24 protein-coding genes and 1 tRNA gene are annotated in these 26,805 nt (G+C 61.2%); 16 read left to right on the top strand and 9 right to left on the bottom strand.

The window, feature by feature from the left end:
* Positions 1 to 44 precede the first annotated feature (44 nt).
* The 9 genes from OIM99_RS17630 to katG all read left to right on the top strand — a co-directional run bounded on the left by OIM99_RS17630 (position 45) and on the right by katG (position 9,374).
* Positions 45 to 2,171, top strand: a complete 2,127-nt coding sequence (locus tag OIM99_RS17630) for a heavy metal translocating P-type ATPase (protein WP_311851762.1) — start codon at positions 45 to 47, stop codon at positions 2,169 to 2,171.
* A gap of 77 nt (positions 2,172 to 2,248) precedes the next feature.
* A complete protein-coding gene (locus tag OIM99_RS17625) occupies positions 2,249 to 2,710 on the top strand; it encodes a MarR family transcriptional regulator (RefSeq protein WP_311851761.1) in 462 nt (153 codons plus the stop codon).
* Positions 2,707 to 3,918, top strand: a complete 1,212-nt coding sequence (locus tag OIM99_RS17620; RefSeq protein WP_311851760.1) for a multidrug effflux MFS transporter — start codon at positions 2,707 to 2,709, stop codon at positions 3,916 to 3,918. Before OIM99_RS17625 ends, OIM99_RS17620 begins: the two co-directional genes overlap by 4 nt.
* A 121-nt stretch (positions 3,919 to 4,039) precedes the next feature.
* Entirely contained in the window at positions 4,040 to 4,666 is a 627-nt protein-coding gene (locus tag OIM99_RS17615; RefSeq protein ID WP_311851759.1) for a ParB-like protein, read from the top strand.
* Between the two features lie 48 nt (positions 4,667 to 4,714).
* On the top strand, positions 4,715 to 5,182 hold the full coding sequence (locus OIM99_RS17610; protein ID WP_311851758.1) for a hypothetical protein: 468 nt from the start codon (positions 4,715 to 4,717) through the stop codon (positions 5,180 to 5,182).
* 146 nt (positions 5,183 to 5,328) lie between these two features.
* On the top strand, positions 5,329 to 6,102 hold the full coding sequence (locus OIM99_RS17605; RefSeq protein ID WP_311851757.1) for a hypothetical protein: 774 nt from the start codon (positions 5,329 to 5,331) through the stop codon (positions 6,100 to 6,102).
* 45 nt (positions 6,103 to 6,147) lie between these two features.
* Positions 6,148 to 6,327, top strand: coding sequence for a hypothetical protein (locus tag OIM99_RS17600; protein ID WP_311851756.1), 180 nt, complete (start codon positions 6,148 to 6,150; stop codon positions 6,325 to 6,327).
* An 8-nt stretch (positions 6,328 to 6,335) separates the two neighbouring features.
* Entirely contained in the window at positions 6,336 to 6,761 is a 426-nt protein-coding gene (locus OIM99_RS17595; protein ID WP_311851755.1) for a chorismate mutase, read from the top strand.
* Between the two features lie 420 nt (positions 6,762 to 7,181).
* Complete coding sequence (gene katG / locus OIM99_RS17590; RefSeq protein ID WP_311851754.1) at positions 7,182 to 9,374, top strand: catalase/peroxidase HPI; 2,193 nt, start codon at positions 7,182 to 7,184, stop codon at positions 9,372 to 9,374.
* 88 nt (positions 9,375 to 9,462) lie between these two features.
* Here katG and OIM99_RS17585 read toward each other — a convergent pair whose 3' ends face one another.
* Both OIM99_RS17585 and OIM99_RS17580 read right to left on the bottom strand, forming a co-directional pair.
* Positions 9,463 to 10,245 carry a methyltransferase type 11 gene (locus OIM99_RS17585; protein WP_311851753.1) on the bottom strand — a complete coding sequence of 261 codons (783 nt, stop codon included), beginning with the start codon at positions 10,243 to 10,245 and terminating at the stop codon, positions 9,463 to 9,465.
* Positions 10,246 to 10,533: 288 nt separating this feature from the next.
* On the bottom strand, positions 10,534 to 10,818 hold the full coding sequence (locus tag OIM99_RS17580) for a GCG_CRPN prefix-to-repeats domain-containing protein (protein ID WP_311851752.1): 285 nt from the start codon (positions 10,816 to 10,818) through the stop codon (positions 10,534 to 10,536).
* Positions 10,819 to 11,033: 215 nt separating this feature from the next.
* On the opposite strand from OIM99_RS17580, the gene OIM99_RS17575 reads away from it, so the two are divergent.
* Positions 11,034 to 11,369 carry a hypothetical protein gene (locus OIM99_RS17575; protein ID WP_311851751.1) on the top strand — a complete coding sequence of 112 codons (336 nt, stop codon included), beginning with the start codon at positions 11,034 to 11,036 and terminating at the stop codon, positions 11,367 to 11,369.
* 199 nt (positions 11,370 to 11,568) lie between these two features.
* Here the strand turns inward: OIM99_RS17575 and OIM99_RS17570 are convergent, their stop codons facing one another.
* Positions 11,569 to 12,561, bottom strand: a complete 993-nt coding sequence (locus tag OIM99_RS17570) for a tripartite tricarboxylate transporter substrate binding protein (RefSeq protein ID WP_311851750.1) — start codon at positions 12,559 to 12,561, stop codon at positions 11,569 to 11,571.
* Between the two features lie 252 nt (positions 12,562 to 12,813).
* On the opposite strand from OIM99_RS17570, the gene OIM99_RS17565 reads away from it, so the two are divergent.
* Positions 12,814 to 13,302 (top strand): hypothetical protein, encoded by a 489-nt coding sequence (locus OIM99_RS17565; protein ID WP_311851749.1) that lies wholly within the window; start codon positions 12,814 to 12,816, stop codon positions 13,300 to 13,302.
* A gap of 140 nt (positions 13,303 to 13,442) precedes the next feature.
* On the opposite strand, the gene OIM99_RS17560 is transcribed toward OIM99_RS17565, so the two are convergent.
* From OIM99_RS17560 to OIM99_RS17540, 5 genes are all read right to left on the bottom strand, one after another.
* On the bottom strand, positions 13,443 to 13,784 hold the full coding sequence (locus OIM99_RS17560) for a hypothetical protein (RefSeq protein WP_311851748.1): 342 nt from the start codon (positions 13,782 to 13,784) through the stop codon (positions 13,443 to 13,445).
* 88 nt (positions 13,785 to 13,872) lie between these two features.
* Positions 13,873 to 14,409: a dihydrofolate reductase family protein gene (locus OIM99_RS17555; RefSeq protein ID WP_311851747.1), complete on the bottom strand. Its 537-nt coding sequence runs from the start codon at positions 14,407 to 14,409 to the stop codon at positions 13,873 to 13,875.
* A gap of 174 nt (positions 14,410 to 14,583) precedes the next feature.
* Positions 14,584 to 14,677, bottom strand: a tRNA-Ser gene (locus OIM99_RS17550).
* 277 nt (positions 14,678 to 14,954) lie between these two features.
* Positions 14,955 to 15,845 (bottom strand): alpha/beta hydrolase, encoded by an 891-nt coding sequence (locus OIM99_RS17545; protein ID WP_311851746.1) that lies wholly within the window; start codon positions 15,843 to 15,845, stop codon positions 14,955 to 14,957.
* 52 nt (positions 15,846 to 15,897) lie between these two features.
* On the bottom strand, positions 15,898 to 18,189 hold the full coding sequence (locus OIM99_RS17540) for a transglycosylase SLT domain-containing protein (protein ID WP_311851745.1): 2,292 nt from the start codon (positions 18,187 to 18,189) through the stop codon (positions 15,898 to 15,900).
* A 328-nt stretch (positions 18,190 to 18,517) separates the two neighbouring features.
* On the opposite strand from OIM99_RS17540, the gene dapA reads away from it, so the two are divergent.
* Complete coding sequence (gene dapA / locus OIM99_RS17535; RefSeq protein ID WP_311851744.1) at positions 18,518 to 19,429, top strand: 4-hydroxy-tetrahydrodipicolinate synthase; 912 nt, start codon at positions 18,518 to 18,520, stop codon at positions 19,427 to 19,429.
* Positions 19,430 to 19,513: 84 nt separating this feature from the next.
* On the top strand, positions 19,514 to 19,990 hold the full coding sequence (gene smpB, locus OIM99_RS17530) for an SsrA-binding protein SmpB (protein ID WP_311851743.1): 477 nt from the start codon (positions 19,514 to 19,516) through the stop codon (positions 19,988 to 19,990).
* Between the two features lie 12 nt (positions 19,991 to 20,002).
* Here smpB and OIM99_RS17525 read toward each other — a convergent pair whose 3' ends face one another.
* Complete coding sequence (locus OIM99_RS17525) at positions 20,003 to 21,640, bottom strand: hypothetical protein (protein ID WP_311851742.1); 1,638 nt, start codon at positions 21,638 to 21,640, stop codon at positions 20,003 to 20,005.
* Between the two features lie 960 nt (positions 21,641 to 22,600).
* On the opposite strand from OIM99_RS17525, the gene OIM99_RS17520 reads away from it, so the two are divergent.
* The 3 genes from OIM99_RS17520 to OIM99_RS17510 all read left to right on the top strand — a co-directional run bounded on the left by OIM99_RS17520 (position 22,601) and on the right by OIM99_RS17510 (position 26,409).
* Positions 22,601 to 24,043: a porin gene (locus OIM99_RS17520; protein WP_311851741.1), complete on the top strand. Its 1,443-nt coding sequence runs from the start codon at positions 22,601 to 22,603 to the stop codon at positions 24,041 to 24,043.
* Between the two features lie 384 nt (positions 24,044 to 24,427).
* Entirely contained in the window at positions 24,428 to 24,571 is a 144-nt protein-coding gene (locus tag OIM99_RS17515) for a porin (protein ID WP_311851740.1), read from the top strand.
* Positions 24,572 to 24,969: 398 nt separating this feature from the next.
* Complete coding sequence (locus OIM99_RS17510) at positions 24,970 to 26,409, top strand: porin (RefSeq protein ID WP_311851739.1); 1,440 nt, start codon at positions 24,970 to 24,972, stop codon at positions 26,407 to 26,409.
* Positions 26,410 to 26,805: the final 396 nt, after the last annotated feature.

The following is a 26,805-nucleotide window of genomic DNA, read 5'->3' as shown; positions in this document are numbered from 1 at the left end:
AGGGTGCATATAGGGAGCCAGATCGAAATCGTCGAGGTGACGTGATGGCCGCCGAGAGTCCGTATAAATTGCGCATCGAGGGCATGGATTGCGCCTCCTGTGCCCTGAAAATCGAAAATGCCATGCGGCGGCTTCCGGGTGTCACCGACATCAACGTCAGCTATGCGGCAGGAACGCTCGCCCTGCAGCTCGACGAGGACCGCACGCCGCAGCGGGTCATCGAGGAGAACGTCAAGGCGCTTGGCTACACCCCGATTGGCGCGGCAGCGGAGGCGGGAATACCGCGCAAGCGAGAGCGACTGCCTTGGTGGGGCGATGTCAAGGGGCAACTCGTCCTCATCACGGGCGCGCTGTTCGTCCTGGCTTTCGTCCTGGCGCGTTTTCTGCCGGACTGGGAGCGGTGGCTTTATTCGGCGGCGGCGCTGGCCGGCGTCCTCCCCTTTGCTCGGCGTGCACTGGCTGGGGCTTTGTCCGGCTCGCCTTTCACCATCGAAACGCTGATGACGGCTGCCGCGGTCGGCGCGGTGGCGATCGGCGAGGCGGAAGAGGCGGCTGTCGTCATCTTTCTGTTTGCGATTGGCGAATTGCTGGAAACCGTGGCGGCCGGTCGAGCGCGCGCAGGGATTGAAGCCCTGATCGATCTCGTGCCGCGCACGGCCAGGCGCCAGCGCAACGACGCATTCGACATCGAGGAGATATCCGTCGACGCGCTTGTTATCGGCGACGTGGTTGTGGTCCGTCCGGGCGATCGGGTGCCGTCGGATGGAAAGGTGATCAGCGGTTCGTCCGAGGTCGACGAAGCGCCTGTTACGGGCGAATCCGTTCCCGTGCTCAAGGAGATGGGCGCGAAAGTCTACGCCGGCAGCATCAATGCCAACGGTGAATTGCGGGTCGAGATCACGCATGTTGCCGCCGACAATACGATCGCCCGGATCATTCACCTCGTCGAGGAAGCGCAGGAAGCCAAGGCGCCGATGGCGCGGATGATCGATCGCTTCAGCCGCTGGTATACGCCCGGCGCCATGATCGTCGCGCTCTTGGTCGTCCTCGTTCCGCCGCTCGCCTTCGGCGGCGATTGGAGCACGTGGATTTATCGCGGGTTGGCAACATTGCTGATCGCGTGTCCGTGCGCGCTCGTCATTTCCACGCCGGCCGCGATCACGTCTGGCTTGGCGGCTGCCGCCCGGCAAGGGCTGCTCATCAAGGGCGGGGCGGCTTTGGAGACGCTGGGCAAAGTGACCGCGGTGGCCTTCGACAAGACGGGCACGCTGACGCTGGGACGCCCCCGCGTGACGGATGTCGTTGCCAGGGTTGGTGCGGAGAATGAGGTTTTGGCGCGCGCGGCGGCGGTTGAGCGTAACACCAGCCATCCCCTCGGCATCGCCATCGTGGAAGCCGCGCAGGCGCGCGGCCTCGAACTGCCAGCGACCTTTGGCGGCGGCATCGCAACCCCCGGCAAGGCGGTGACCGCGCGCTTGAAAGGTGGTTTTGCTTCGGTGGGTTCGCCGCGCTACGCGGCCGAACAGACGGGCTTGGATGCGAAAATCGCCGAGACCATCACCGCGCTGGAGGGCGAAGGCAAGACGGTCGTGGTGCTGCTCTCAGGCAAAACCGTCGAAGGATTGATCGCGCTGCGCGACGAGCCGCGTGAGGATGCCGCGGAAGGTGTGAAACGTCTGACCGATCAAGGCATCAAGGCGATCGTGCTGACTGGCGACAATGCGCGCACGGCCCAGGCGATCGCGGGCCAGCTTGGTCTTGAAGCGCGCGCCGAGCTGTTGCCGGATGCCAAGCTCGCCGAAATAGGCACGCTTAAACAGGCAGGTCCGATCGCCATGGTCGGCGACGGCATCAATGATGCGCCGGCGCTGGCGGCTTCCTCGGTCGGCATCGCCATGGGCGGCGGCACCGATGTGGCCTTGGAAACCGCCGATGCGGCGCTGCTCAAAAACCGCGTGACCGGCGTGGCCGAACTGATCGCTCTGTCTCGCGCGACGCTGGGCAATATTTGGCAGAACATCACCATTGCGCTCGGTCTCAAGGCGGTCTTCCTGGCCACGACCTTATTCGGCGTGACCACGCTCTGGATGGCGATCCTCGCCGATACCGGTGCGACGGTGTTGGTGACGGCCAATGCCTTGCGCCTGTTGTCGCATCGCGCGCGTGATTAGCCCCCGACGAGCCCTTGCCCTGAATTAGTTTGCATGTCATCCAATTACATGACATGCAAACTAAATGGGAACCGGGAATGTCATTGCAAGACGAGCCGCCGAAACGGCTCGGCAGTCTGATCGGTCTGGCTGCGCGGCAATGGCGGCGCGCGGTTGATCTGCGACTGCAGCCGTTTGACCTGACGGAAGCGACATGGATGCCGCTTATCCATCTGGCGCGGTCGAAAGAGCCGATGCGTCAGAAAGATCTCGCGGCAGCGCTGGCGCTCGACAGTTCTTCGGTCGTGCGAGTGCTCAATACGCTGGAAGCGGCGGGGCTGATCGAGCGCGGCGAGGATGAAGAGGATCGGCGGGCCAAGGCGATCATCATCACGAGTGCCGGGCGTGCCCTGGCCCGCAAGCTCGTCCGTCTCTCCGAAGATTTGGAGCGGGAACTGCTGGCCGGTTTCGAGCCTGGCGATGTGGCGGCGGCAAAACGCTTGTTGGAACGGATCTGCGATCAATTGCTTCATTTCAACGTCAAGGGGCGTCGCGAATGACGCTTGATGCCGGAAATGACACGCCAGTTACGCGCGCCAAGAAGCCTGTCGTACAGGCGCCGCTCTGGCTTCTCGCTCTCATCACTTTGAGCGGCACGCTGGCGATGCATATTTTCGTGCCGGCCTTGCCGCTCGCCGGGCAGGATCTGCAGGCCAGCACCGGCGCCATGCAATTGACCCTGAGTGCCTATATCATCGGGCTTTCGATCGGCCAGCTTACCTATGGGCCGATCTCCGATCGTTTCGGCCGTCGGCCAGTGCTGATCGTCGGCATCGTCATCTATGTCATCGCCAGTCTCGCGGCTCTGCTGGCGCCGACGGTGCAGGCGTTGATCGTGACCCGGTTTTTCCAGGCACTCGGGGGCTGTGCGGGTCTGGTGCTTGGGCGTGCCATTGTGCGCGACAGCGTTTCCGGCAGTGATGCGGCCAAGCGCTTATCGTTGATGAACCTGATGGTCATGGCGGGGCCAGGCCTGTCGCCACTCGTCGGCTCACTGCTTGCCGCAGTGACGGGATGGCGGTCGATCTTCGCCGCCTTATGTGTCCTTGGCCTGGTCAATCTCTTTTTGATCTGGCGGCTGCTGCCCGAAACGACGGGCGGGCAGGGACATGACGTGGGCATGGTGCTGCGTAACTATCGCCGGCTTGTGAAATCGCGCGGCTTTCTCGGCTATACGCTTGGTGGTGGTTGCGCGACCACGTCGATCTATGCGTTCATCGGTGCCGCTCCCTTCATCTTCGTTGATCAGCTTCATCGACCGGCGCATGAAGTGGGCATCTATCTGGCGATCAATATTCTGGGGGCTTGGTTTGGCAGTCTGACGGTGAACCGTTTGATCGGCGGCGTGTCGACAGGGCGTCTGATGGTGATCGGCAATCTGGTGAGCTGCATCGGCGCGATCGCTTTTCTGTCTTTTGTCTTGGCCGGTGCTTTGGGCGTCATGTCGACGGTGATCCCGATGCTGCTCTTGAGCTATGGCGCAGGTGTCGCCGGACCAACAGCTTTGTCGGAAGCGCTCGGGATCAATCCGGCGGTCGCGGGCTCTGCGTCCGGCCTCTATGGCTTCACGCAGATGAGCATCGGCGCGGTTTGCGCGGCGCTGAGTGGGGTGGGCGGCAATCCGGCGCTGGCCGTTGGCATTGTCTTGCTGTCGGCTGGACTTCTGGCGCAATTGTCGTTCTGGTTGGCGCAGACGCGTGAGATCTAACGGAATAGATCGTAACCGGATTTATTTTGATCGCTGGAAGGTGATTTGAAGAACCACCTTCGGCGCGCGAGTTGTGGCACGCGAACGAAATGTGATTTGCCCTCATCAGGAGTCCTCGATCATGGCGAATACGAGAGAGCCGAGAATTCATCCCGTCCCGATCCTGGATCTGCGGCCGACACAAATGACGGTCGGCATGCGTGAGGTGAAGGAGAAGCGCAAACGCTGGCGCGAGCATGCGTCAAAGAAGAAACAGGAAGAACTGCTGGGTAAGCACATGATCCCGGTCGTTCTGGGCCCCGATGGGCGCTACTATATCGTCGATCATCATCATCTCTCGCTTTCGCTGCATGACGAAGGCGTCAAGCATATCCTCGTGACGATCATTGGCGATCTTTCCATGGTCGAAAAAGATGCTTTCTGGGGCGTCATGGATAATAAGCGCTGGGCCTATCCTTACGACGTCAAGGGCGAACGCCGGCCGTTCAAGGATTTGCCGAAGTCGGTCGCCGATCTCAAGGACGATCCGTTCCGCAGCCTTGCCGGTGAGCTGCGGCGCGCTGGCGGCTTCGCCAAGGACACGACGCCATTCAGCGAGTTTCTATGGGCGGATTTTCTGCGCCGGCAGATGTCGCGCAAACTGGTGAACGATAATTTCGATAAGGCGCTCGAGAAAGCACTGGAAGCGGCCAAGAGCCAGAAGGCGGTCTACCTGCCGGGCTGGTGTGGACCGACGTCGGACGATTAGTTTATTCGCGAAATAGTCGGAACCAAAATCGTAATATGGCGTTCTGAATTGCGTTCGAAACGAAGGTTTGATTTTCCCGCCGGCAAGCCATTGCCGGCGTTTTTTGTTGATGGATTTGCCGCCGATCTTGAATGGAACCTTTCGGTATTTGCCCGAGTTTACAAGGCAGGACGATGCAATCGTTCAACATGCAGTCAGCGATATCAGCGGCGGCATACTCAATTAAAAAGAACGCAAGGAGACACCGCAATGCGTGAATTGCCTCCGATCTATCGATTTTTTCCGGCCGATCAGTTCAGCAACGTCGATCGCCCCGGGATCATGATCTCGGCATCCAATGATGAGAACGCGGCATCCGTCGCCAAAAATCTTCTCCATCTCATTGGAGGGAGCGGCGAGCTCTGGGCCGATAATCAGATGATCCGGCTGTTTCATTCGCCTGAACCGGACGAAGTCATGGAGCAGGTCTGGTCTGATAGCAAACACGCTTGGCGCGCCATCGAGCTGTCGGCCTGAGGGGCTGGCATCTCGATGTCACGTCGATAAATCGCAACCAGCAACAGTGGAGGACATCATGGGTCGCGGGATATTGCTCTGGCTGTTGGGCGTTCCAATTCCAATCATCATTCTGCTGGCTCTTCTTGGCCGCTAAGGAGGGCATCATGAGCGAGGTCGTTTCGCAAAGAACCATATCGGCATCGGCGGTATCTTGGCCGGCCGTGTTCGCGGGTGCCGCCGCCGCGACAGCTTTTGCTTTGGTTCTTCTGACGCTGGGGACCGGTCTTGGCCTGTCGGCGGTTTCGCCTTGGGGCGGTTCGGTCAAAGGTTCAACGCTCGGCTATCTGGCCGTTGCCTGGCTCCTGGCCGTGCAACTCTTCGCTTTTGGTCTCGGCGGCTATATCGCCGGGCGCTTGCGCACGCGGTGGCTGACGGTCGATCGCAATGAATCCTATTTCCGCGATACCGCGCATGGATTGCTGGTCTGGTGTGTCGGGACCATCGTGTCCGCCTGTTTGGCTGCCACCATCCTGTCGAGCGCGATATCCGTAACGGCATCTACGGCGTCATCCGTCGCTACGAACGGTGCGCAGTATTTTGTCGATTCCTTGCTGCGGAGCGATAAGCAGAGTGGAGATCCCGATGCGGCGCGCAAGGAGATCGGGCTCATTTTCGGGCGCATGCTCGACAATTCCGAAGTCACCGACAACGATCGCAGTTATGCCGCGCAATTGATCGCCCGGCAGACCGGCATCAGCCAGACCGATGCGGAGCAGCGGCTTGCGCAAACGGCTGATCGTGCCAAGTCCGCCCTCGAAGCGACCCGCAAACTTGCAATGTATGCATCGCTCTGGGTTTTCGTCGCTTTGCTGATCGGTGCATTCACGGCCAGTTACATGGCGACGGTCGGCGGCGAAGCGCGCGACGAGGTCGATTGATGCGGAGACGATGATCCCCAGCATCTCGCAAACAATGGAGTTCCTATGATCGATGACACCAAGAAAAAGTCGCAGAAGCGTAAGGAAGATAAAGAGCTGACCGAGGAGTTAAAGCAATCTTTTCCGGCCAGCGATCCGCCCACCGTGACGCGTCAGCCCGCCGATCAGCGCCACGTGGAGAGCGAGGAAGCGGAGGACAAGAAGTCCGAGAAGAAGCCAAAATAGGAGTGCCCATGCGGACGATCATGGTTGTGATGTTTGTCTTGGCTGCGGGCGCGGCCGGCGCGGAAGAACCTTCGATCAGCAAACCGGCCTTGTGGGGCAGTCCGACGGTCGACGACGGCGCCTGCTGCAAAACGCTGGGCGAGGTGCGCGACAATATCGATCGCCTGGATCGGGAGATTGTGCGCTTGATGGCCGAGCGCGGCCGATATGTCCACGAAGCCGCCCGTTTCAAGGAAAACCCGGCGCAAGTCGAGGCGCCGGAGCGGGCCGAGGCCGTGGTGCGCAAGGCGATGTCGCTGGCCGAGCAGAACGGCCTGTCGCCGAAAGTGGCGGAAGCGGCTTATCGTGCGATGGTACGGGCCTTTATCGACTATGAGCAGGGTGTCTTCGCCGCGGCCGCCGCTTCCGGCGATGCGCCCTGGAAAAAGCGTTGACCGCATTGACCAATCGGCCTGCGGCACGCTCTTAGCCAGTCACGCTGATACGTGTCTGCGCACTTAAAATCATAGACATTTCCGATCAATAATTTCGATTTGATCGATTTGACCGCCGGCCGAAACCAGCGCAACATTCGCTCGGTTCTAAACAAGGCCGATGCCGTGCTGAAGCCAGGAGGGTTCAAGAGGGTCATGCCCATCGGATCGGTCCGGTGATCATGCCTACACAATCGATCTTTATACAGGGCGCCGAAGGCCATCGGAGGAGGGCACTCAAGGCCAAGCCCATCGCGGAAGCAGGACGAGGCGTTTCTGCTTTGCAAATCGAGACGAAGATCAACTTGTCGCCGCAGTTCAGGCCATGATCATGACCTGAGTTCTGCGGTGAAGCAGACAAGACATTTGGTGGAGAGAAACATGGACGCGAAAACTGAAGACAGTGCAGGTAAATGTCCCGTCGCGCATTCCGTGATGGCGCGAATTAATCGGGATTGGTGGCCGAACCAATTGGATGTTCAGGTTCTCCACCAGAATTCCAGCCTGTCCACCCCGCTCAGCGAGTCTTTCGACTACGCCAAGGAATTCAAGACGCTCGATCTGAACGCGGTCATCAAGGATCTGCATGCCCTGATGACGGATTCGCAGGAATGGTGGCCGGCGGATTTCGGTCACTATGGCGGCTTCTTTATCCGCATGGCCTGGCACAGCGCTGGCACCTATCGTATCGGCGATGGTCGCGGCGGTGCCGGATCCGGCACGCAGCGTTTCGCGCCGCTCAACAGCTGGCCCGACAACGTCAATCTCGACAAAGCGCGGCGCCTGCTGTGGCCGATCAAGCAGAAATACGGTCAAAAACTCTCTTGGGCCGATCTCATGATCCTGGCCGGCAATGTCGCGCTGGAATCCATGGGCTTCAAAACCTTCGGCTTCGGCGGCGGCCGCGCCGACGTGTGGGAGCCGGAGCAGGATATTTACTGGGGTCCGGAAGGCACATGGCTGGCGGACGAGCGCTATTCCGGCGATCGCGATCTGGCGAACCCGCTCGCCGCCGTGCAGATGGGTCTGATCTACGTCAACCCGGAAGGCCCGAACGGCAATCCCGATCCGATCGCGGCGGCCCGCGACATTCGCGAAACCTTCGCGCGCATGGCCATGGATGACGAGGAGACGGTGGCGCTCATCGCTGGCGGCCACACGTTCGGCAAAACCCATGGCGCGGCCGATCCCGGCAAATATGTCGGGCCCGAGCCGGAAGGCGCTTCAATCGAAGAGCAGGGCCTGGGCTGGAAGAACTCCTACGGCAGCGGTGCGGCCGGCGATGCGATCGGCAGCGGTCTGGAAGTGATCTGGACGAAGACGCCGACGAAATGGAGCAACAACTTCTTCGAGAACCTCTTTGGTTACGAGTGGGAGTTGACCAAGAGCCCGGCCGGCGCCCATCAATGGACGGCGAAGAACGGCGCTGGCGCCGGCACGATCCCGGATGCTTTCGACCCGGCGAAGAAGCATGCACCAACCATGCTGACCACCGACCTGTCCCTGCGGTTCGATCCGGCCTACGAGAAAATCTCGCGGCGGTTCTTCGAACATCCGGATCAGTTCGCTGATGCCTTCGCGCGTGCGTGGTTCAAGCTGACCCACCGCGACATGGGTCCGATCGTGCGCTACCTCGGCCCGCTCGTGCCGAAGGAGAAGCTGATCTGGCAGGATCCGATCCCGGCGCTCGATCATGAAGTGATCGGCGATAAGGACATCGCCGATCTGAAGGAGAAGATCCTGGCGAGCGGCCTCACCGTTTCGCAACTGGTGTCGGCGGCCTGGGCTTCGGCCTCGACCTTCCGCGGTTCGGACAAGCGCGGTGGCGCCAATGGCGCGCGCGTGCGCCTGGCACCGCAGAAGGATTGGGCGGTCAACCAGCCGGCTGAGCTCGCCACGGTGCTTCAGAAGCTCGAAGCGATTCAGAAGGCGTTCAATGCGGGCGGCGGCAAGAAGAAGGTCTCGCTCGCCGACCTCATCGTACTCGGCGGCAGCGCGGCCATCGAGAAAGCGGCCAAGGATGGCGGTCATTCCGTCAGCGTGCCGTTCACGCCGGGACGCATGGATGCGACCCAGGAAGACACGGACACGCATTCCTTTGCACCGCTGGAACCGATCGCCGACGGTTTCCGTAACTATTCGCGCGGCAAAGCGCGTCTGACGCCGGAAGAGCTGCTGGTCGACCGGGCACAGCTTCTGACGCTGACGGCGCCGGAGATGACTGCGCTGGTCGGTGGCCTGCGCGTGCTTGGCACCAATGCCGACAAGTCAGCCCATGGTGTCTTCACCAAGCGTCCCGGGACTTTGACGAACGACTTCTTCGTCAATCTGCTCGAGATGAGCACCAAGTGGGAACCGTCCAAGCAAGAGAATGTCTATGAAGGGCGCGACCGCAAGACCAATGCGGTGAAGTGGACCGGCACACGCGTCGATCTGATCTTTGGATCGCACTCGCAGTTGCGCGCGCTGGCGGAGGTTTATGCGAGCTCCGATGGCCAGGAGAAATTCGTGAAGGATTTCGCCAAGGCCTGGACTAAGGTCATGAACCTCGATCGCTTCGACCTGACGGCCTAAGCAAGGTTAACGATGATGCATCCCGCCGCCCGAAAGGGCGGCGGGATTGCTTTTGTCATCGGAAATTTGAGGTTGCCGTAACTTACGCTTAGCTTGCTGATGCCGGTTCAACTGGCTGCGCGACGTCCGTCTTGTTGCTGCTTTCTGTCGTGGCTTCGAGAACCTTCGGCATTTGTGCCGCTTGCAATTGCTTCTCCAATTCGGCAACGCGTTTGTCCGACTCAGCGACGCGTTTGCGCAGTTCGGCGATGATCTTCATGTCCTCGCTGGTCGCGACGAGATTGCCGACCTTGTCGTCTCGGAACGTGCGAGAGTTCATGTGCGGGATTTTGTCCGAAATGAGCGGGGTGTCGGCTGCTATTTCGCCTTTCTTAAAAACGGCGACGAAATCGTTCCATTGGTCTTTCTCGCGATAGGCGATGAACGACTCAACCAGGTAGACATTCTGCTTGTTCTTTCTAGCCCATTTGGCCAGCACGGCTCCGCTGTCTGGATAAAACCGCCAACAATCCTGCGGGTAGCGATGAAAAGAGCCATTGGAAGGAACGTTCAAATAAATGAACCCTTCAGGCTTTGTGATACGGCACATGTCCAGAAAAGTTTCCCAGAAAAAATCGTCATGCTCGGCCTGCGAGGACGAAACGACGATCCCGGCGAAATCATTCCTAATGGGTAAGGTGGTGCCCACGGGGACGGCCAGATCGACGCCTTTGCCGTGCTCACAATCGATCCCCAGGTAGAATGTTTGCGGGGGCGCAACCGATCGCAAAGATCCGTTCACGTCAAACGAACCGATGTCCACGATGGTGGCTCCGGCTGTCGCATAGTGTTCGAAAAACAGCCGACCCAATTTTAAAGCGGTGTCATGCATTGCCATCTCGCCGAGGGCGTTCAAACGCGCAAGTGCCGTCCTCCTTGCCCCCCGGGACGGTGGCCGAGCTTAGCAGTCAATCAATCTCATTTGAACACGGAATTCTCGAACTGGTCGGGTACGCTATGGCTAGTGGGTCGACGGGATGCGAGCCGCCCGATCATGATTAACGCAACAAGATCGTGGGGGCTGGAACTCTGAGGTCATGAAGCGGGCCATGGATCGCGTCGAGTAATGCTCGGCGCGATCGGGCGTAGGCGCTGCGATCTTTGGCGTGATCTGTGCCATTCACCAGCGATGGAAGCGCGGCCCATACCAACCGTACGGGCGGTAGAAGGGGCGTGGCGCATACCAGCCATAAGGGCGCATCACCGGAACTGGTGCGACCCACATATTCACGGCACATTGTCCCCATGGGGTGATGTGCCGGCCGGGACCGCATTGCCAGTCGACCAGCGTGGTCGCACTGGCGATCTCGGGTTTGGGACTCATCGGCATGGCGGAAGCCGCCGTTACCGAAACTGTTGCAATGCCGCCGAAGAGCGTCGCGGCGATCAGGCTTTTAGGATTCATATCGATCTCCTAACGTCCATGCCCCACGCCCGAGACAGAAATTTGCGCCGCGCAGCTTAACCAAAGCTGAATGAAGATATCCCTCCAGCGCAAGGATTTATGACCATATGCGATCTATCCAAGCGTGATGTCGATTGGTCACCACGATGAAGCGAAACACGACATGTTGCGAGCGGCCTGCTAGGCTGGCGCCGACTTCATTGAGGAGGTTCGTTATGATCGTTGAATTCGTGCGGTTCCGACATCCGAAAGGTCAGTCTCGAGAGCAGGTGCTGGCGGATGCCCGGACGACTGTTGCGAAATGGCAGGCCAATGCAAAGCTGATCCGTAAGCATTACATCATCGGCGATGACGACATGGCCGGCGCTTTCTACATCTGGCCGACCAAGGAAGATGCGGAACAGGCGCATGATGCCGCATGGCGCGATGGTGTTGCGAAGCGAACGGGCGCGCCGCCCACCATTAGCTATTTCGATTTGCAGATGATCGTCGACAATGCCGATGGATCGGTGCGGGAATTCGCTGCCGACGAAACGCGCTGGAAATCGTGAGAAATGCGGCTTCTTTGCGCATCAATCAAAAGAGACTGAGGCGGGAACGATCGATCTATTGACGCATTTGTTTTATATCCGTGTCTGACCACACGGACGGCGAGTATGGAACCCCCAAGGCTCGGACTCGTCGTCTCGTCGCCGCCTTGTCTCAGGACACTGGTGGCGACGAGGCAGATTTTGCGGGCGCGCTCGAGATTTATTGCGAGCCTTCGATGCCGGCCTTGCGCACGACGTCGCCCCAGCGGGTGAGCTCCGTCTTCACGAATTTTTTCAGCTCGTCGATATCACGCTGCGGTAGCAGCAACATGCCGGCCTTGCTGATGGCTTCGGCGATGTCGGGCATTTCGAGGACCGAGCGGATATCCGCGCTGATCTTGTCGAGAATGGGCCGGGGCGTGCCGGAAGGGGCGGCGAACATCTGCCAGGAGGCGACATCGAAACCGGGCAGGGTGTCGTTGATGGGAGGCACGTTGGGCAGCACGTCGAGCCGCTTGGCGAGCGAGACGCCAAGCGAGCGGACAGCGCCCGATTGCATCTGGCCGAGGCCCGGGCCGAGATCGACGAACATTACCGGCACATGGCCGGCGACCACATCGGTGAGCGAGGGCACGCTGCCGCGATAGGGCACTGGATTCATCTGCACGCCGGTCATGCTCTTGAGCAATTCCATGTAGAGATGATGCGGCACGCCATAACCGGCCGTCGCATAGCTCAGCGGTTGCGGGCTGGCCTTGGCATAGTCGATGAATTCCTTCACCGTCTTGGCCGGCACCGATGGATTGACGACCAGAACGAACGGCGTTGCCGCGGCCATGGCCAGCGGCGTCAGTTCCTTTTCGGGATCGTAGGGCAGGTTCTTGTAGAGGGTGACGTTGACCGTGAATTGCGGACTGGCGCCCAGCAACAAAGTGTAACCGTCAGGCGCGGCGCGCGCGACGGCGGTCGCGCCGATATTGCCGCCGGCGCCGGCGCGGTTCTCGACCACGACCGGCTGACCCCATTTCGTTTCGAGCTTGGCGCCGACCAGCCGCGCCAGAATATCGCCGCTGCCGCCAGCCGCGAAGGGCACGACGATGATGACGGTTCTGTTGGGAAAAGTCTGCGCTTGGGTCGATCCGTTGATGAAGATCGCGGCTGCAAAAGCGGCGATGACGAATGTGGCCACGCGGCCGATGCCGTTACGGATCATGTCTCCTCCCAGATGCGGTTCGTTTTTAACTCGCTGTGCGACAATAACCGTGCGTGGAAGAGATGTTCAAGCGGTGTTTATCTGTGCCATAGGGCGAGAAGTGCTGAAGGGTGAAGCTGCCGGCGATGGCGAAGGCTTGGCGCGATGCTCATTTCTGAACGCATAGCCGATCGGCATTGTATCAGTGCATTCGGCGTCGTAGACGGAATGCGCTGCAGATGACCGTTGTCATCTGATCGCTGGGGCTTTCAAATGCACATTCGTATCTTGTTTGCGACATTCGTCGCATTCCTCCATATCATGCCGGCCGCTGCCAAGAATTTCGCGGTTCCCGACAAGAACCCGGCCATCACCCTCACCATTCCGGATAATTGGAAGACCGAGGAAATCGAATACGGCTATTCCGCTAGGCCGTCGGATGAAGCGGTCTTCTTCTCCGTCGAGTTTGCCAGCGCGCGCAACATCGACAAGATGATGGCGAACAATGAAGCCTGGATGAAGGAAAACGAGATCAAGCAGGTGAAGCCCATCAAGGCGGAGATGCCGATCAACGGGATTTCCTCAACCGTTTTCCAATTCCGCACGACCGATGCCAATGGTCCGACGACCGTCGAGTTCATCCTGATGCCGGCCGGCAACGAGCGCGTGATCATGATCACCGTTTCGGGCAATGACGAAGAGCGCGAGAAGCACGGCAAGGCGATCGACGGCATTTTCGCCAGCATCAAGCCGATCAATTGAGCGCTTGAAGATCAAGCCCGGTCGCGCTGCAAGCGCGATCGGGTGTGAACCTCAGTTCTCCCGCTCGAAATTAAGATCAGAAAAGCAAACGCAGTTCCTGGGCGAAACCGCGTCTCTGTCGAACCGCAGCTTGTTTCAGATCAGTTGCAGCGCGTTGTCCGCAATTTATCCGTTCGGCATGTTATGCCGTTGCTGCCCCGCGTCGTACCCAGCTTATCGGTTCGCCAGGTGTTGCCGCGATTGTCGCGTGTGACGCCGAGCTTGTTGGTGCGATAGGTGGTGCCATCGCTGCTCCGCGTCGTGCCCAGCTTGTCGGTTCTCCAGGTGTTACCGCGATTGTCGCGCGTGACGCCGAGTTTGTTGGTGCGATAGGTGGTGTTATCGCTACACCGCGTGGTCCCTAGCTTATCCGTTCGACAGGTGAGTGCCAGAGCAGGCGCTGCCGAAACGACCAAGATCACCAACGCGCCAATCATTCGCATGAATGCCCCCGTGTCCCCAATCGACGCTCAAGTGTTAGCGCTAAATCATGTCGGCGCAAGATATTTGCATCTGGTCGCGCAAGAGAGATCAGGCTTCTATTCGATAGACGGATTGCACCAGCCCGGATGGGAATGCCTTTGTCGTCACGTGGATTAGCGGGATGTCGCTATCGATGGGGCCGAAGAGCTGGCGGCCTTCGCCAATAAGGACTGGAATCTGCGTCACCACCATATCTGCAATCAAACGCTCGCGAATGAAGGATTGCACGATCTGGCCGCCATCGACATAGACGCGCCGCCAGCCTTCCATCGCCAGCATCTCCATCGCCGCCTTGGGAGTCATGTCCACGAAGCGAACGCGATCCGTCAGATGGCTCGGCACCGGAGAGGAAGCCAAGGTTTTCGAGAGGACCACCACGGGCCTGTCATAAGGCCAAGGTTCACTAGCTGCTATTCCTTCGAAGCTGCCGCGCCCCATCACAAGACCGTCGATGTCCTTGATGAAATCTTGATAGCCGTGGTTTTCATTGGGATCATCGCGGCTGAGCAGCCAGTCGATACTCCCATCTCTCCTGGCGATGAAGCCATCCAGGCTGGTGGCGATGAAGACATGCCCGGTAATCATGCTGACCTCAGGTTGCGGGACGGTGATGTTCGACGGGGTCGTAAGACGCGGCACGTAAGCGGACAATCCGTAATGCCCGCAGTGGTCGTCCGCACGGATCTGCTCTGGGAGAAACGTGCAGTTTGGCTTCGTGCAGGGATCTGCCAATCCTGCGAAGCTCGAAGAGAAGTAGGATGGCGGAGACGGAGGGATTCGAACCCTCGATAGGGCTTTACAACCCTATAACGGTTTAGCAAACCGCCGCCTTCAGCCTCTCGGCCACGTCTCCGGCTTCCGGCGCAATATTTGGCGCGGGACGGATCGGCAGGACCGATCCGGCGGGGAAGCATATGCCCGAGGGGGCCGGCCTTTGCAAGGCGCAGGAGGACGGTTGCGGTCCCAAATTGCGCCTTGCGACCGGATTTTCTGGGGGCATCTGGCGCGGGCCGGCCGAGGTTCCATAAATCCTTGATTCTTGACGGCGAAAGCCGGGCGTGGCCGGCCGCGCGGGGCGAGTAACGGAGGTTGTTTCCGTGGATTGGCGGGCTCGCGCGATGCCTGCGCGCTCAGGCCGGATCGGCCTCGGCGACGAATCGGGCGACGCGGGCGATGGTCGGCGCATCGAGCAGCAGCGGCGCGTGGCCTTGGTTTTCGACCACATGCGCCTGGCAGAGCCCATGGCGCTTCTGCATCTCGGTGACCGTCTCGGCTGAGAGCAGGTCGGAATTGGCGCCGCGCAGCACCAGGGTGGGGATGGGACGCAGGCCCTCGAATTGCGGCCAGGCGGTCGGCAGCGGCTTTTCCAGGTCGATGCTTTCGAGCGTGCGGAAAAGCGCTGTGTCGTAGCGCGGCACGAGCCGGCCGTTCTTCTCCTCGAAGGTGAGCCGTGCGAAGGCGTCCCAATCGGCATCGGACAGATCGGTGAACTGGGCACTCATCAGGCTTTTGGCGATGTCGACCGCATCGCTCCAATGGCGCGGTTCGGGCAGTTTGCCGATATAGCCGCGCAAGCGCGCCAGGCCCTTGGTCTCGATTACGGGGCCGATGTCGTTGAGGACGGCGCCGTGCAGCAGAGTGGGGCGCATGGCAGCGGTGAGCATGATGTGCAGGCCGCCGCGCGAGGTGCCGATGAAAATGGCGCGTTCGACGCCGGCCGCCGTCAGCATGTCGAGAACGTCGTCATTCTCCACGCGCAGATCATAGTTCTGCCAGGTCTTGTCGCGCTCGGATGCGCCACGGCCGCGATAGTCCAAGGCGACGACGCGACGCGGCTTGCCGGCGGCGCCGTCCGCCAGCGCCATAGCGAGGCGTTCGAAATCGGAAGCGGTGCGGGCAAGGCCCGGCAGGCAGACGACAGGAATCGCCGTCGTCAGGCGCGGGCCGAAATCGAGCAGATGCAAGCGCAGGCCGTCGCGCGCCGTATAGAAGCGGCTTGCGCCGGTGATCAACTCAGTCATGCGGGAAGGAGCCTCGTGAGGACTGCATGTTAGCGCGGACGAGAACGCCCGCCTATAGCCGCGCTTCGCGGGCGCGCAGATCCGTATCGACCGGGCGGGGCATCGGCGTCGCGCTGTTCAAGCGCACGCGATACATGCCGAGGTTTTCGACGACACGCTGCACGTAATTGCGCGTCTCGGTGATCGGAATGCGCTCGACCCAATCGATCGGATCGACGCCGTCCTTGCGTGGATCGCCATAGGCGGCGATCCATTCGCGCACGCGCTTGCCGCCGGCATTATAGGCGGCGAAGGTCAGAATAAGTGACTTGTTATAGTCGTCCATCAGGTCGGCGAGATGGGCGGCGCCGAGCTGGGCGTTGAAGGCGACGTCGCCGAGCAGGCGGCTCTCATCGAAATCGACACCGGCGCGTTGCGCCGTGCGCCGCGCCGTCGGCGTCATCATCTGCATTAATCCCTTGGCGCCGGCATGGGACAGGGCATTGCCCTGGAAGGCGCTTTCCTGGCGGGCGATCGAATAGACGATGGGCAGTTCGGCTGAGCGGGCGAGGGGCGTGAAGGTTGGTACGCCGAAGGTCGGGAAAGCGATGTCGTCAAGCGCCACGCCGCGTTGCGAGGCCAGCTTGCCGACGATCAAGGTGGCGCGCGCATCGTCGCCGCGGCGCGTCACGTCGGCGAGCGCGGCGATCTGCGCCTTGTCTTCCAAGGTGCGCGCCAATTCCATGGTCAGGCGGAAGGCGAGATCCTTCTCGCCGATCGACAGGAACATTTCGACGGCGCGGATCGGCTCGTCTCGGGCGTCGCCCTGCGCCACCGTATCGGCGACGCGCACCGGCGCGTCGGGCAGGCCGAGGCGGGCGCGGGCCAATTGGCCATAGTAGGTGCTCGATTGTTCGGCTGCGATGGCATAGAGCCGGCCGGCGTCTTCCGGCTCCTCGCCCTTCTCGGCGGCGCGGGCCTGCCAATAGGCGGCTCTGGCGCGCGAGATCGGCGTCTGTGCGATTTCCAGCGCGGCGGCGAAATGGCCGAGCGCGCGTGTCGGATCGTTGAGGAAGCGCAGCGCAATCCAGCCAGCATGGAATTCGGCTTCGATGCGCGCTTCGCCGGATTCCGCATTATGTTTGGCGGCGACACGGAAAGCGGTTTCGGCATCGCCGGCATCGAGCAGCTTGCGCGCCAAGAGGCGTCGCTCGGTCCACCAATCATCTCCGCTGACGACGACGTTCGGATCGTCGGGAATGGAGTCGAGCACGGCGGCGGCTTCCGTGAGCTTGCCGGCGCGGCGGAATTGTTGGAGACGGGCGAACTGATAGGTGGCGTCGCTGCGCAAGGGTTGCGGCACGGCATTCATCAGCTTGTCGGCACTGGCTTCGTTGGCGACCGCATTGCGCGCCTGGGCCAGCTTCACATAGGCGGGCGAGACGAGGGCCGCGACGCGCATCGAGGCGGCGAGCTTCTCCTTGTAGAACAGCCGATCGGAGCGGAAGCGATGATCCTGTTCGGTGAGGAGCTGGCCGAACTCCTTTTGCAAGGCATTCTCCGTCCAAGTGCCGATGTCGTCCTGGCGCCAGACGCGCGAGACGAGAGCGGTCGCCTCCTTCACGTGTTTCTCGGCCAGCAGCAGGCGCGCCTGGGCAAGGCGGCCGGAGGAGGAGACCGGTTCGTGGCTGGCGAAATAGCGACGCACGGCGGCGAGGTTCTTGTCGCCGTAAAGCGCGTCCTCGGTGCGGGCGCGCAGGAAGGTCTGCGAGCGCCATTGCGGATTGCCATCGGCGAAGGCCGCCAACCGCGCCGGGCCGGCGAGGCGGGCTTGCAGGCGCAGCGCACTCCATTCGAGGGCCTGGCGTACCAGTGGATCGGAGACATTTTTCGCGGCTAGATCACCCGCCGCCAGATCGCCTTTGCGATAAGCGTCGAGGGCGTTGCGGATGGCGGCACCTTCCGGATGGGGCGGGAAGGCGACGACGACCGGGGGAGCAGCAGGAATGTCGGTTGTCGGTGCCGCCGGGCTCGCCGCTTCGGGGGCATAGGCGGTCACGGTCGGCGCGGCCGCGGGACCCGGGGCAGGCGCGGTCAAGGCGTCGATCGCGGCGACCGCCGAACTGGGCGACAAGGCCCGATGGGCATCGAGATGAGCGCCGAAGCCGATAGCCGGATCGGGTTGGCCGGCATCCAGAAGGCCGGTGTTCAGCTTGGCAATAATAGAGGCGGGCAGGAGAGGCGCGACCGAGCCCGTGCGCTGGCCGTCCGACAGAGGCGGTACGATGCCTGTCACCGTCGGCACCAAAGCGAAGATGGCGGCCGGAGCTATGGCATAAAGGGATCGGGATAATCTCAAGCGCAAAGGCGAAGCTTCCTGGGGCAAAAACTCAGGTCGTTGGTCCTAATCGTGTCGTCCGATGGCAGTTCGCGTCAGGCCAGCGTGCCCGACGGTTCTTTACCAATGCTTAACCACGCAGTGCCGGCTGACGCGCCCGGCAGGTCCAGCCGGCTGAAAAGCCGCTGAAATACGCACCGAAATACCCTGGCAACCGGAATCGGGGCACCAGGGGCAATCCGCAGCCTCTTTCCACCAAGGAGGCAAAGGGCTATCAATTCAGTTTCAGAGTCGCCTGCGAATGCGGCGACCGTGCGGCGGCCCCTGCCGTCCGTACAGCAAGGGAATTCCGGTGATGACCAAGGCCCCGCTCAAGGGATGGATGACAGCTCTCGTGACGCCGTTCCGTGACGGCAAGGTTGACGAGGCCGCCTTCCGTAAACTGGTCGACTGGCAGATCACGGAGGGCATCCATGGCCTCGTGCCCGTGGGCACGACCGGCGAGAGCCCGACCCTGTCCCATGACGAGCACCGCAAGGTCGTCGAAATCTGCATCGCCGAGGCCAAGGGCCGGGTGCCGGTGATCGCCGGTGCCGGCTCCAACAATACCGCCGAGGCGGTGGAGCTGGCCCGCCATGCCGAGAAGGCGGGCGCCAGCGCCGTGCTGGTGGTGACGCCCTATTACAACAAGCCGAACCAGGAAGGCATGTATCGCCACTTCAAGGCGGTGAACGATGCGATCGGTCTGCCGATCATCATCTACAACATTCCGCCGCGCTCGGTGGTCGACCTGTCGGTGGAGACGATGACGCGGCTGTTCGAGCTCAAGAACATCGCCGGTGTGAAGGACGCGACCGGCAATGTCGGCCGCATTTCCATGCAGCGCGCCGCCATGGGACCGGATTTCATCCAGTTCTCCGGCGATGACATCACGGCGCTGTCGTGCCTGGCCGCCGGTGCGCATGGATGCATCTCGGTGGTGTCGAACATCGCGCCCAAGCCCTGTTCGCAATTGCAGGAAGCCTGGGATCGCGGCGATGCCAAGCAAGCGCTCGCCATTCAGGACCGGCTGACGCCGCTGCATCTGGCGACCTTCCTGGAAGCCGGTGTCACCGGCGCCAAGCATGGCCTGTCGGTGCTCGGCCGTATGACCGAGGACGTCCGCCTGCCGCTGGTGCCGATGGTGGAAACCAACAAGGCGAAACTGCGCGAAGCCATGGTCCATGCGGGCCTGATCGCTGCCGCCGCATCGCGGGCCGCCGAATAGGGCTCGCAGTGACGGCTTACGTTGCCTATGTATGATGCATAGGTCTGGCTGCATCTCGTGGTGCAGCCTTCAGGAGTTTGAGTTTTGGCGCAGAAGCCGGAGCCGCGGTTCAAGATCGCGGCGGAAAACCGCAAGGCGCGGTATGAATTTGAGATCGGCGAAAAGCTTGAAGCGGGCTTGGTTCTCACCGGCACCGAAGTGAAATCCTTGCGCACTGGCAAGGCGACGATCGCCGAAAGCTATGTCGGCGTCACCAAGGCCGGCGAAGTGCAGCTTATCAACGCCAACATTCCCGAATATCTGCAGGCCAACCGTTTCAATCACGAACCGAAGCGGCCGCGCACCTTGCTGCTCAAGCAACGCGAAATCGCCAAGCTGGCTCAGGGTATCGAGCGCGAAGGCATGACCATCGTGCCGTTGAAGCTTTACTTCAACGAGCGGGGTCGGGCGAAATTGGAAATCGCCCTGGGGCGCGGCAAGAAACTGCACGACAAGCGCGAGACCGAGAAGCAGCGCGACTGGGGCCGCGAGAAAGCGCGCCTGCTGCGCGATCGCGGTTAAACTATCCCTATTTCATTGAGCGTTGGGCTGCGCGGCTTGTGCGAACGCATCGGCGGCCATGAGATCGGCGAGAATGCGCTCGCGAATGGGCTTCGCCATTTCCAGCCGCGCCAAGGCTCCGGGGATATCGCTGGCGAAACGTGGGAAGTGTTGCGTCAGATGCGACTTCCATTTGGCGACCAGATGCGCGTTCTTGTTGTGGTTCGCCATGATGATGCGGGCGATCAGACCGAGCGGCGTGCGGGTGGTCTGGGTGCGCATCACATAGCGCGTGGCCAGTTCGTCATCGTTGGCCATATAGGCATTCAGAAACAGGTAGAACTGCAGCCAGTTGGCGGCGTTCTCGGTGCTCGCCAGCACTTCGTTCAGCAGATTCTGGCTGAGAACATGTTCGCCGCGCAGCGCATAGGCGCTGCCGAGGCGGGCTTTGATCTCGGTCGAGAAGGGATTGAGGGATAGTGCGCGTCGCGCCGACTCGTAGGCGTCGGCGAAACGCCGCTCATGAAAGCGCGTGAGGAAAAGTGCCAGATGCGCGCGGGCCGATTGCGGCGCCAGATCGACCGCTTCGTTCGCGGCGACGGCGGCATGCGTGACCGGCTCGTCGGCCTCGGTTCGATAGCCTTTGACATAGCCATCGATGAGCATGATCGCCAGCATGGCATGGCCGATACTGGATTTCGGATCGGCCTTGACGGTGCGCTCCAGGCAGGCGGTGGCATCATCGAAGGACTGTCGTGTCGGCGCGTTGAAATAGCGCGAGCCGTAGACCACGCATTCGAACCCCTTCGAGTTGGGGCCGAGATCGGGTGTCTGCCGATAGCGATCGACGAAGATGACGCCGTGCGTGCGCGCGAGCGTGTTGGCGAGATCGGCGACGATCTTCAGCCGGTGGTCGGCGGTCAAATCGCTGGGCAGATGATCGTAGGTTTTGCTCCAGATGATCTGGTTGTCAGCGGCCCGGATCAGACGGAACGAAACGTTGTGACGTTCGCCGCCGGCGCGGCCGACACCGCCCGCCAGCACATATTCCGTGCCGGGCGCGGCCGTCGCGTCGGGATCGACTTCGCGGACGCGGATGATTTCAAACCGGCCGAGCCCCGCCGCCACTTCGCGGGCCAAAGCGTTGGCCTGGAATTGCGAAATGCCGCTTTCAGGCGGCAATTCCAGTTGCGCCACGGCCAGCGATGGGGGCTGAGACCAGATCGGCCCAATGGCGATAGGGGTTTCTTCGACATAGGAGGCCTGACCGACCCGATAGGCGAGGGCCGCGATCGCGACGAACAAGGCGACGAGCGTCGCGGCGGCCAACAGCCAGGGCGTTCTTGCCGAGGGGGCGATCGGCTGTTCTACGGCGGAGGGTTCGAGGGCGGGGGCGTCCGTATCCACCGCAGTAGAGGACGCCGATCCGGCCCGCTCGATGAACTCGGGCACGTAACTGCCGCGATTGACCCGGATTTCGAGCGGATCATCGGCGCCGGGGCCGGCATAATAGGCAGCGAGCTGCTTGCGCAGGCGAGTCGCTTCGACTCGGACGACAGAATTGGTTTGCGGATCGAACTTTTCGCCGCGCGAAAATACGCTGAGAGCGACATTGTAACCCTTCAGTCGGCTGCCGCGATCGGCCAGGGTTTCAGTGACGATATAGCGCAAAAACGCCGACAGGCGATCCGACGTGGCGAACGTTGGATCCTGTAAAATCTTTTCCAGACAATACGTTACCGTGTCCGCACACGGTGTCCTGGGTGTTTCCAAACCTAGTCCCTGATCGTTCTATTTATAATTATGATCGTTCTTTTACGGTCGATGAGCAGGAAGAGAGCAGCCTCCTGAAAAAGTGCCTGGACAACAGGCATCGGTTTTATAGTGGGTTGAAGCATTTCGTGCAAAATTTTTCTCGATTGCTCGCCTCGCCATAAAGCAGAGCAAAGCAATATTAAACGTCTCAGGGTAGTTTTGGTCAGTAGCATGCAGCCTGTTGCGATGCACACTCTGGGCCAGGCGGCGAATTTATCTTCCGCCAAGCCATTCCTATTCAATATGTACCTATTTGTGACGCCTATGGCACCGGGTATTACTGGAATCCAACACCGATACTTGCATGAAAGTTGGCGGCCGTGCGTGCCGTGATGACGAGTTTCGGCCAGCGAAAAAACGCGATGCCGGAGGAGGGGCCCAGGAGGCTCTCTTCGGCGTGTGATTGCCGGGTTTGGGCGCCGGGTCGCTTGCAACGCGGCGGGAAGCGGGTTGTGGAGATTCGTGATTTAGAAATAAGCATATAGAACAATATATTAGATTGTTTTCCTCAGCAATTGAATCCGGCGGGTGGCCGGCTGACCTGATTTGTTGCAATTATCAATTGTGGCAATTTCCGCCCGAATTAGAACGCGTTCAAGGTTCGAAAAAGCCTCGATATTGTTATGCTTATCTATCTGTAATTAATATATTTTCACCGTTACAAACTACTGCGCGCGGGCGTGTAGCCTATAGTCGCCCGTCACAATCCCGTCAAAGTCTCTCTGGCTGCGACTCGATCTCTCTCGGATCGGGCGGGGCATGACTGTGAATATGCCGACCGACACAGACGGGGGCGTGTCTCAGAGGAGAGCAAGAGTGAAACAATTTAAGATGCTACTGGCGAGCAGCGCGGCAGGTATCCTGTCCGTCGCGGCGGCCCAGGCGGCGGACCTGCCATCGCGCAAGGCCGCGCCTGTCGAATACGTGCGAGTCTGCGACGCCTACGGCGCGGGCTTCTACTGGATTCCGGGCACCGACACCTGCTTGAAGGTCGGTGGCCGCGTCCGTGTCGACATGTGGTACACTCCGGCGAAGAATGCGGTTACGCATCGTTCGACCGGCACTGCTGCGCCCGGCACGTTCATCTCGTCGAACGGCGTCGACCAGAACGGCTGGTATGCTCGCGGCATCGTCAACATGGACGCCCGCACCCAGTCCGCCTGGGGCACCGTACAGACGGTTTTCACCCTGCGCTTGATGTCGGCCTCCGGCCTCGCCAACACGCCGCCGGGCTACACCAACAACGTGTTCGCGGCTGGTAACGCCTCGAACGCGTCGATCGAAGCGGCCTACATCCGTTTCGCCGGCTTCACCGTCGGTCAGGCGGCTTCGAACTTCACGTTCCTGCCGCCGTTCCAGTATCACACGATGTTCACTTCGGGCTTCCCGAACGGCATCCGTCAGCTCGCTTACACGGCGACCTTCGGCGGCGGCTTCTCGGCGACCATCGCCCTGGAAAACCGCGGTGAGCTGACCAACTCGAACGCGGTCAACACGCTCGGCGCCAACCCGTTCACCGCCACGGCGGCGACCGCTGGCCCGATCGCGCAGCGTCTGCCGGCCCTCGTCGGTAACATCCGCATCGATCAGCCGTGGGGTTCCGCGATGCTGTCCGGCGCGGTGCTCGAAAACACCGCCACGTTCGGCAACGCCGCTCTCGCGGTCGTTGGCAACGCCGGTCCGCAGGTCCGTAGCACGGGCTGGGCGGTCAGCGGTGGTCTGCGCATCAACCTGCCGATGCTCGCCCAGGGCGACAGCATCCAGGCTTGGGTGGCCTACGGCGTCGGCGCGCTCGACTACGTGACCAACTCCGGCATCAACACCAACCCGCCGGTTTCGGGTAACTACTTGGGCGGCTTCCTGCGTGCCGACCGCAACGTGACGCTGTACTGCGTCAACGCGGCTTGCACGATCGGTGGTTCGGAGCAGACCAAGGCGTTCAGCGCCGCGGCGATCTTCACCCACTACTGGACCCCGTCGCTGCGTTCGCACCTCATCGGTTCGTACGCTCGCATCATGCGCGGCAATGTCACCAAGAACACCGCTTGGGCTCAGGGCGGTCTGTCGGATGCCAACGTGTGGGGCATCATGGGCAGCCTGATCTGGTCGCCGGTGCGTAACTTCGACATCGGTGTCGAACTGTCCTACGCCCGCCTGAACCAGAGCCTGCCGCTTTCGGTTCCGGTCGGTCTCGGCACGCTGGCTCAGGTCAGCCCGAGCAACTGGACGGGTCGTGTTCGCGTCGAGCGCACGTTCTAAAATCGCATAAGGTTTCGGCCGGGGGGCGCAATACCCCGGCCGGAACGACCGCACTCCGTAAAACCTGGACAATCGGCAAGATTGAAATTGGCCTCCGTTTCAATCCGCTCCCTCTGAGCAACAGATCCGGGATTATGGAGAACCGGGCGGACTTCGGCCCTGGCGCTGAGCGCCGGGGCTTTTTCATTTTCGGGCAAGCGGGTCATTTTCAGCAGGCTTGTTGCCGTCAAATTCCTCTGCTTGAAATCGATGAGGTTCGAGAGGGGTCGCATGCGGGTGAGCAGGAGTTGTCTGGGCATCGTGACGTGTTTGCTGTTCGCCGGATCCGGTGCGCAAGCAGCGGGGCCGCAACCGTCGCGCAAGGCCCCCGCGGCCCAGAGAACCATGAATTGCGATGCCTACGGGCCGGGCTTCGTGCGTGTTCAGGGCTCGGATACCTGTATCAAGGTCGGTGGCCGCGTGCGCGTCGAGGGCTGGTTCACGCCCGGCAAAAACGCCGTGAGCCCAAATGTGGCGCCTGGGCGCTGATCCGCCGGGCTTTGTGCCCTTGTCCACAGGCAATTGACGTCATGATTCACGGGATCGCCACGATTTTCAGCCGTCGAGCGACTGTTTTATGACGGTGGAGCAGGGCGGTTGAATCGCTGCGACTATCGCGATCGTAGAATTACCACCCATCATTCGCTTGGCGCTGGAGCCGCTGTGGGGCAGTCGCGGCCGTAAAATTGTGACCTCCTGACAACACAATTCGGGAAACGACATGTTCGGCTCCCGAGAGCATCCAATTGCGACGCTTTCGCCACTTTTCGGTCACACTGCCTAGGCTTTGTCACAAACATTGCACAAAGCGGAGGCTTTAAGCTAAAGCTTGGCAGGTAGCGCCGGAATCAGAGGCCGGCGTTTCGTATTTATGGAGGCTGAATAAAATGACGCTTACCAAGAGCCTACTGCTCGGATCATCGGCGGCTCTGCTCGCCGTGGCCGGCGCCCAGGCGGCGGATCTCCCGTCGCGCAAGGCGGCTCCTGTTGAATATGTGCGAGTCTGCGACGCTTACGGCGCGGGCTTCTATTGGATCCCGGGCACCGACACCTGCTTGAAGGTTGGCGGTCGTGTCCGTGTCGACATGTGGTTCACCCCGTCGAAGAATGCGGTTTCGCATCGTTCGACCGGCGGCGGCGCCGGCACGTTCATCTCGTCGAACGCGGTTGACCAGTACGGCTGGTACGCTCGCGGCATCGTCAACATGGACGCCCGCACCCAGTCCGCTTGGGGCACGGTGCAGACCGTGTTCGCCCTGCGCCTGGCCGCGACTTCCGGCCTCGCCACCACGGGTCCGGGCTATTCCGGCGGCGTCTTCGCGGCTGGTAACGCCAACTCGACGGCCATCGAAGCGGCCTATATCCGTTTCGCCGGCTTCACCGTCGGTCAGGCCGCCTCGAACTTCACGTTCCTGCCGGCCTACCACTACGGCTCGATCTGGAACGCGGGTTTCCCGAACGGCATCCGTCAGCTCGCCTACACGGCGACCTTCGGTGGCGGCTTTTCGGCGACCATCGCTCTGGAAAACCGGGGTGAGCTGACCAACTCGAACGCGGTCAACACGCTCGGCGCCAACCCGTTCACCGCCACGGCGGCGACCGCTGGCCCGATCGCGCAGCGTTTGCCGGCTGTTGTCGCCAACCTGCGTATCGACCAGGCCTGGGGTTCGGCCATGGTGTCGGGCGCGGTGCTTGAAAACACTGCCACGTTCGGCAACGCCGCTCTCGCGGTCGTTGGCAACGCCGGTCCGCAGGTCCGTCGCACGGGCTGGGCGGTCAGCGGTGGCCTGAAGGTCAACCTGCCGATGCTCGCCGCTGGCGATCACGTCCAGGTGTGGGCTGCTTATGGTGTCGGCGCGCTCGACTACGTCACGTCGGCTGGCGTGAACTCGAACACGGCGATCGCTGCCAACTATCTCGGCGGCTTCCTGCGCATGGATCGCAACATGACGCTGTTCTGCGTCAATGCGGCCTGCACGGCCGGTGGTTCGGAGCAGACCCGTGCGTTCAACGTGACGGGTATCTTCACCCACTACTGGACCCCGTCGCTGCGTTCGAATTTGATCGGCACCTATACGCAGATCGATCCGGGCAGCGTCACCAAGAACACCGCTTGGTCGCAGGGCGGTCTGTCCAAGGCCAACGTGTGGGGCGTCATGGGCAGCCTGATCTGGTCGCCGGTGCGTAACTTCGACATCGGTGTCGAACTGTCCTACGCCCGTCTGAACCAGAGCCTGCCGCTGTCGGTTCCGGCTGGCCTTGGCGTTCTCGCCAACGTCAACCCGAACAACTGGTCGGGCCGTATGCGCGTCGAGCGCAGCTTCTAATCGACTGACGTTTCGGCCGGGGGGCGCAATACCCCGGCCGGAATGGCCTGCACGCCCCGAATCCCGGGCGGCTAGATTGAAAACAACCTCCGTTTCAATTCGCTCCCTCTGAGCAGCAGATCCGGATCATGGGGATTAAGGCCTCGGGCCCCGGCGTCGTCGACGCCGGGGCTTTTTCGTGCCTTTTTCTACACCGGAGAGTTCAATTGATGTTCTTGCCGCGGCTCATGCAAGCATGGCCGTTAGGGCCGTTGTACTGGGATCGCGCTTCCAGGCGCTGCCAGTCCTCCCCCTCGATCACGTTGTTTCGAGACTAGCGCGACAATTTGGCATTGGTAGAACTACGAGCTTGGCAGTCGAGCTTGTCATATTTGAAGTATTGGTCTGAATATTTTT

The sequence above is a fragment of the Methylocella sp. CPCC 101449 genome (assembly GCF_031921685.1).
In the GTDB taxonomy this organism is placed as follows: Bacteria; Pseudomonadota; Alphaproteobacteria; order Rhizobiales; family Beijerinckiaceae; genus Terripilifer.
Note: the sequence above shows the minus strand (reverse complement) of the source record. Positions and strands in the feature narration are given on the sequence as shown.

What these genes read in the sequence shown, in the direction of transcription:
- OIM99_RS17630 (WP_311851762.1), top strand. Translation starts at nt 45, where the DNA reads ATGGCCGCCGAGAGTCCGTATAAATTGCGCATCGAGGGCATGGATTGC.
- OIM99_RS17625 (WP_311851761.1), top strand. Translation starts at nt 2,249, where the DNA reads ATGTCATTGCAAGACGAGCCGCCGAAACGGCTCGGCAGTCTGATCGGT.
- OIM99_RS17620 (WP_311851760.1), top strand. Translation starts at nt 2,707, where the DNA reads ATGACGCTTGATGCCGGAAATGACACGCCAGTTACGCGCGCCAAGAAG.
- OIM99_RS17615 (WP_311851759.1), top strand. Translation starts at nt 4,040, where the DNA reads ATGGCGAATACGAGAGAGCCGAGAATTCATCCCGTCCCGATCCTGGAT.
- OIM99_RS17605 (WP_311851757.1), top strand. Translation starts at nt 5,329, where the DNA reads ATGAGCGAGGTCGTTTCGCAAAGAACCATATCGGCATCGGCGGTATCT.
- OIM99_RS17600 (WP_311851756.1), top strand. Translation starts at nt 6,148, where the DNA reads ATGATCGATGACACCAAGAAAAAGTCGCAGAAGCGTAAGGAAGATAAA.
- OIM99_RS17595 (WP_311851755.1), top strand. Translation starts at nt 6,336, where the DNA reads ATGCGGACGATCATGGTTGTGATGTTTGTCTTGGCTGCGGGCGCGGCC.
- katG (WP_311851754.1), top strand. Translation starts at nt 7,182, where the DNA reads ATGGACGCGAAAACTGAAGACAGTGCAGGTAAATGTCCCGTCGCGCAT.
- OIM99_RS17585 (WP_311851753.1), bottom strand. Translation starts at nt 10,245, where the DNA reads ATGCATGACACCGCTTTAAAATTGGGTCGGCTGTTTTTCGAACACTAT.
- OIM99_RS17580 (WP_311851752.1), bottom strand. Translation starts at nt 10,818, where the DNA reads ATGAATCCTAAAAGCCTGATCGCCGCGACGCTCTTCGGCGGCATTGCA.
- OIM99_RS17575 (WP_311851751.1), top strand. Translation starts at nt 11,034, where the DNA reads ATGATCGTTGAATTCGTGCGGTTCCGACATCCGAAAGGTCAGTCTCGA.
- OIM99_RS17570 (WP_311851750.1), bottom strand. Translation starts at nt 12,561, where the DNA reads ATGATCCGTAACGGCATCGGCCGCGTGGCCACATTCGTCATCGCCGCT.
- OIM99_RS17565 (WP_311851749.1), top strand. Translation starts at nt 12,814, where the DNA reads ATGCACATTCGTATCTTGTTTGCGACATTCGTCGCATTCCTCCATATC.
- OIM99_RS17560 (WP_311851748.1), bottom strand. Translation starts at nt 13,784, where the DNA reads ATGCGAATGATTGGCGCGTTGGTGATCTTGGTCGTTTCGGCAGCGCCT.
- OIM99_RS17555 (WP_311851747.1), bottom strand. Translation starts at nt 14,409, where the DNA reads ATGATTACCGGGCATGTCTTCATCGCCACCAGCCTGGATGGCTTCATC.
- OIM99_RS17545 (WP_311851746.1), bottom strand. Translation starts at nt 15,845, where the DNA reads ATGACTGAGTTGATCACCGGCGCAAGCCGCTTCTATACGGCGCGCGAC.
- dapA (WP_311851744.1), top strand. Translation starts at nt 18,518, where the DNA reads ATGACCAAGGCCCCGCTCAAGGGATGGATGACAGCTCTCGTGACGCCG.
- OIM99_RS17515 (WP_311851740.1), top strand. Translation starts at nt 24,428, where the DNA reads ATGAATTGCGATGCCTACGGGCCGGGCTTCGTGCGTGTTCAGGGCTCG.
- OIM99_RS17510 (WP_311851739.1), top strand. Translation starts at nt 24,970, where the DNA reads ATGACGCTTACCAAGAGCCTACTGCTCGGATCATCGGCGGCTCTGCTC.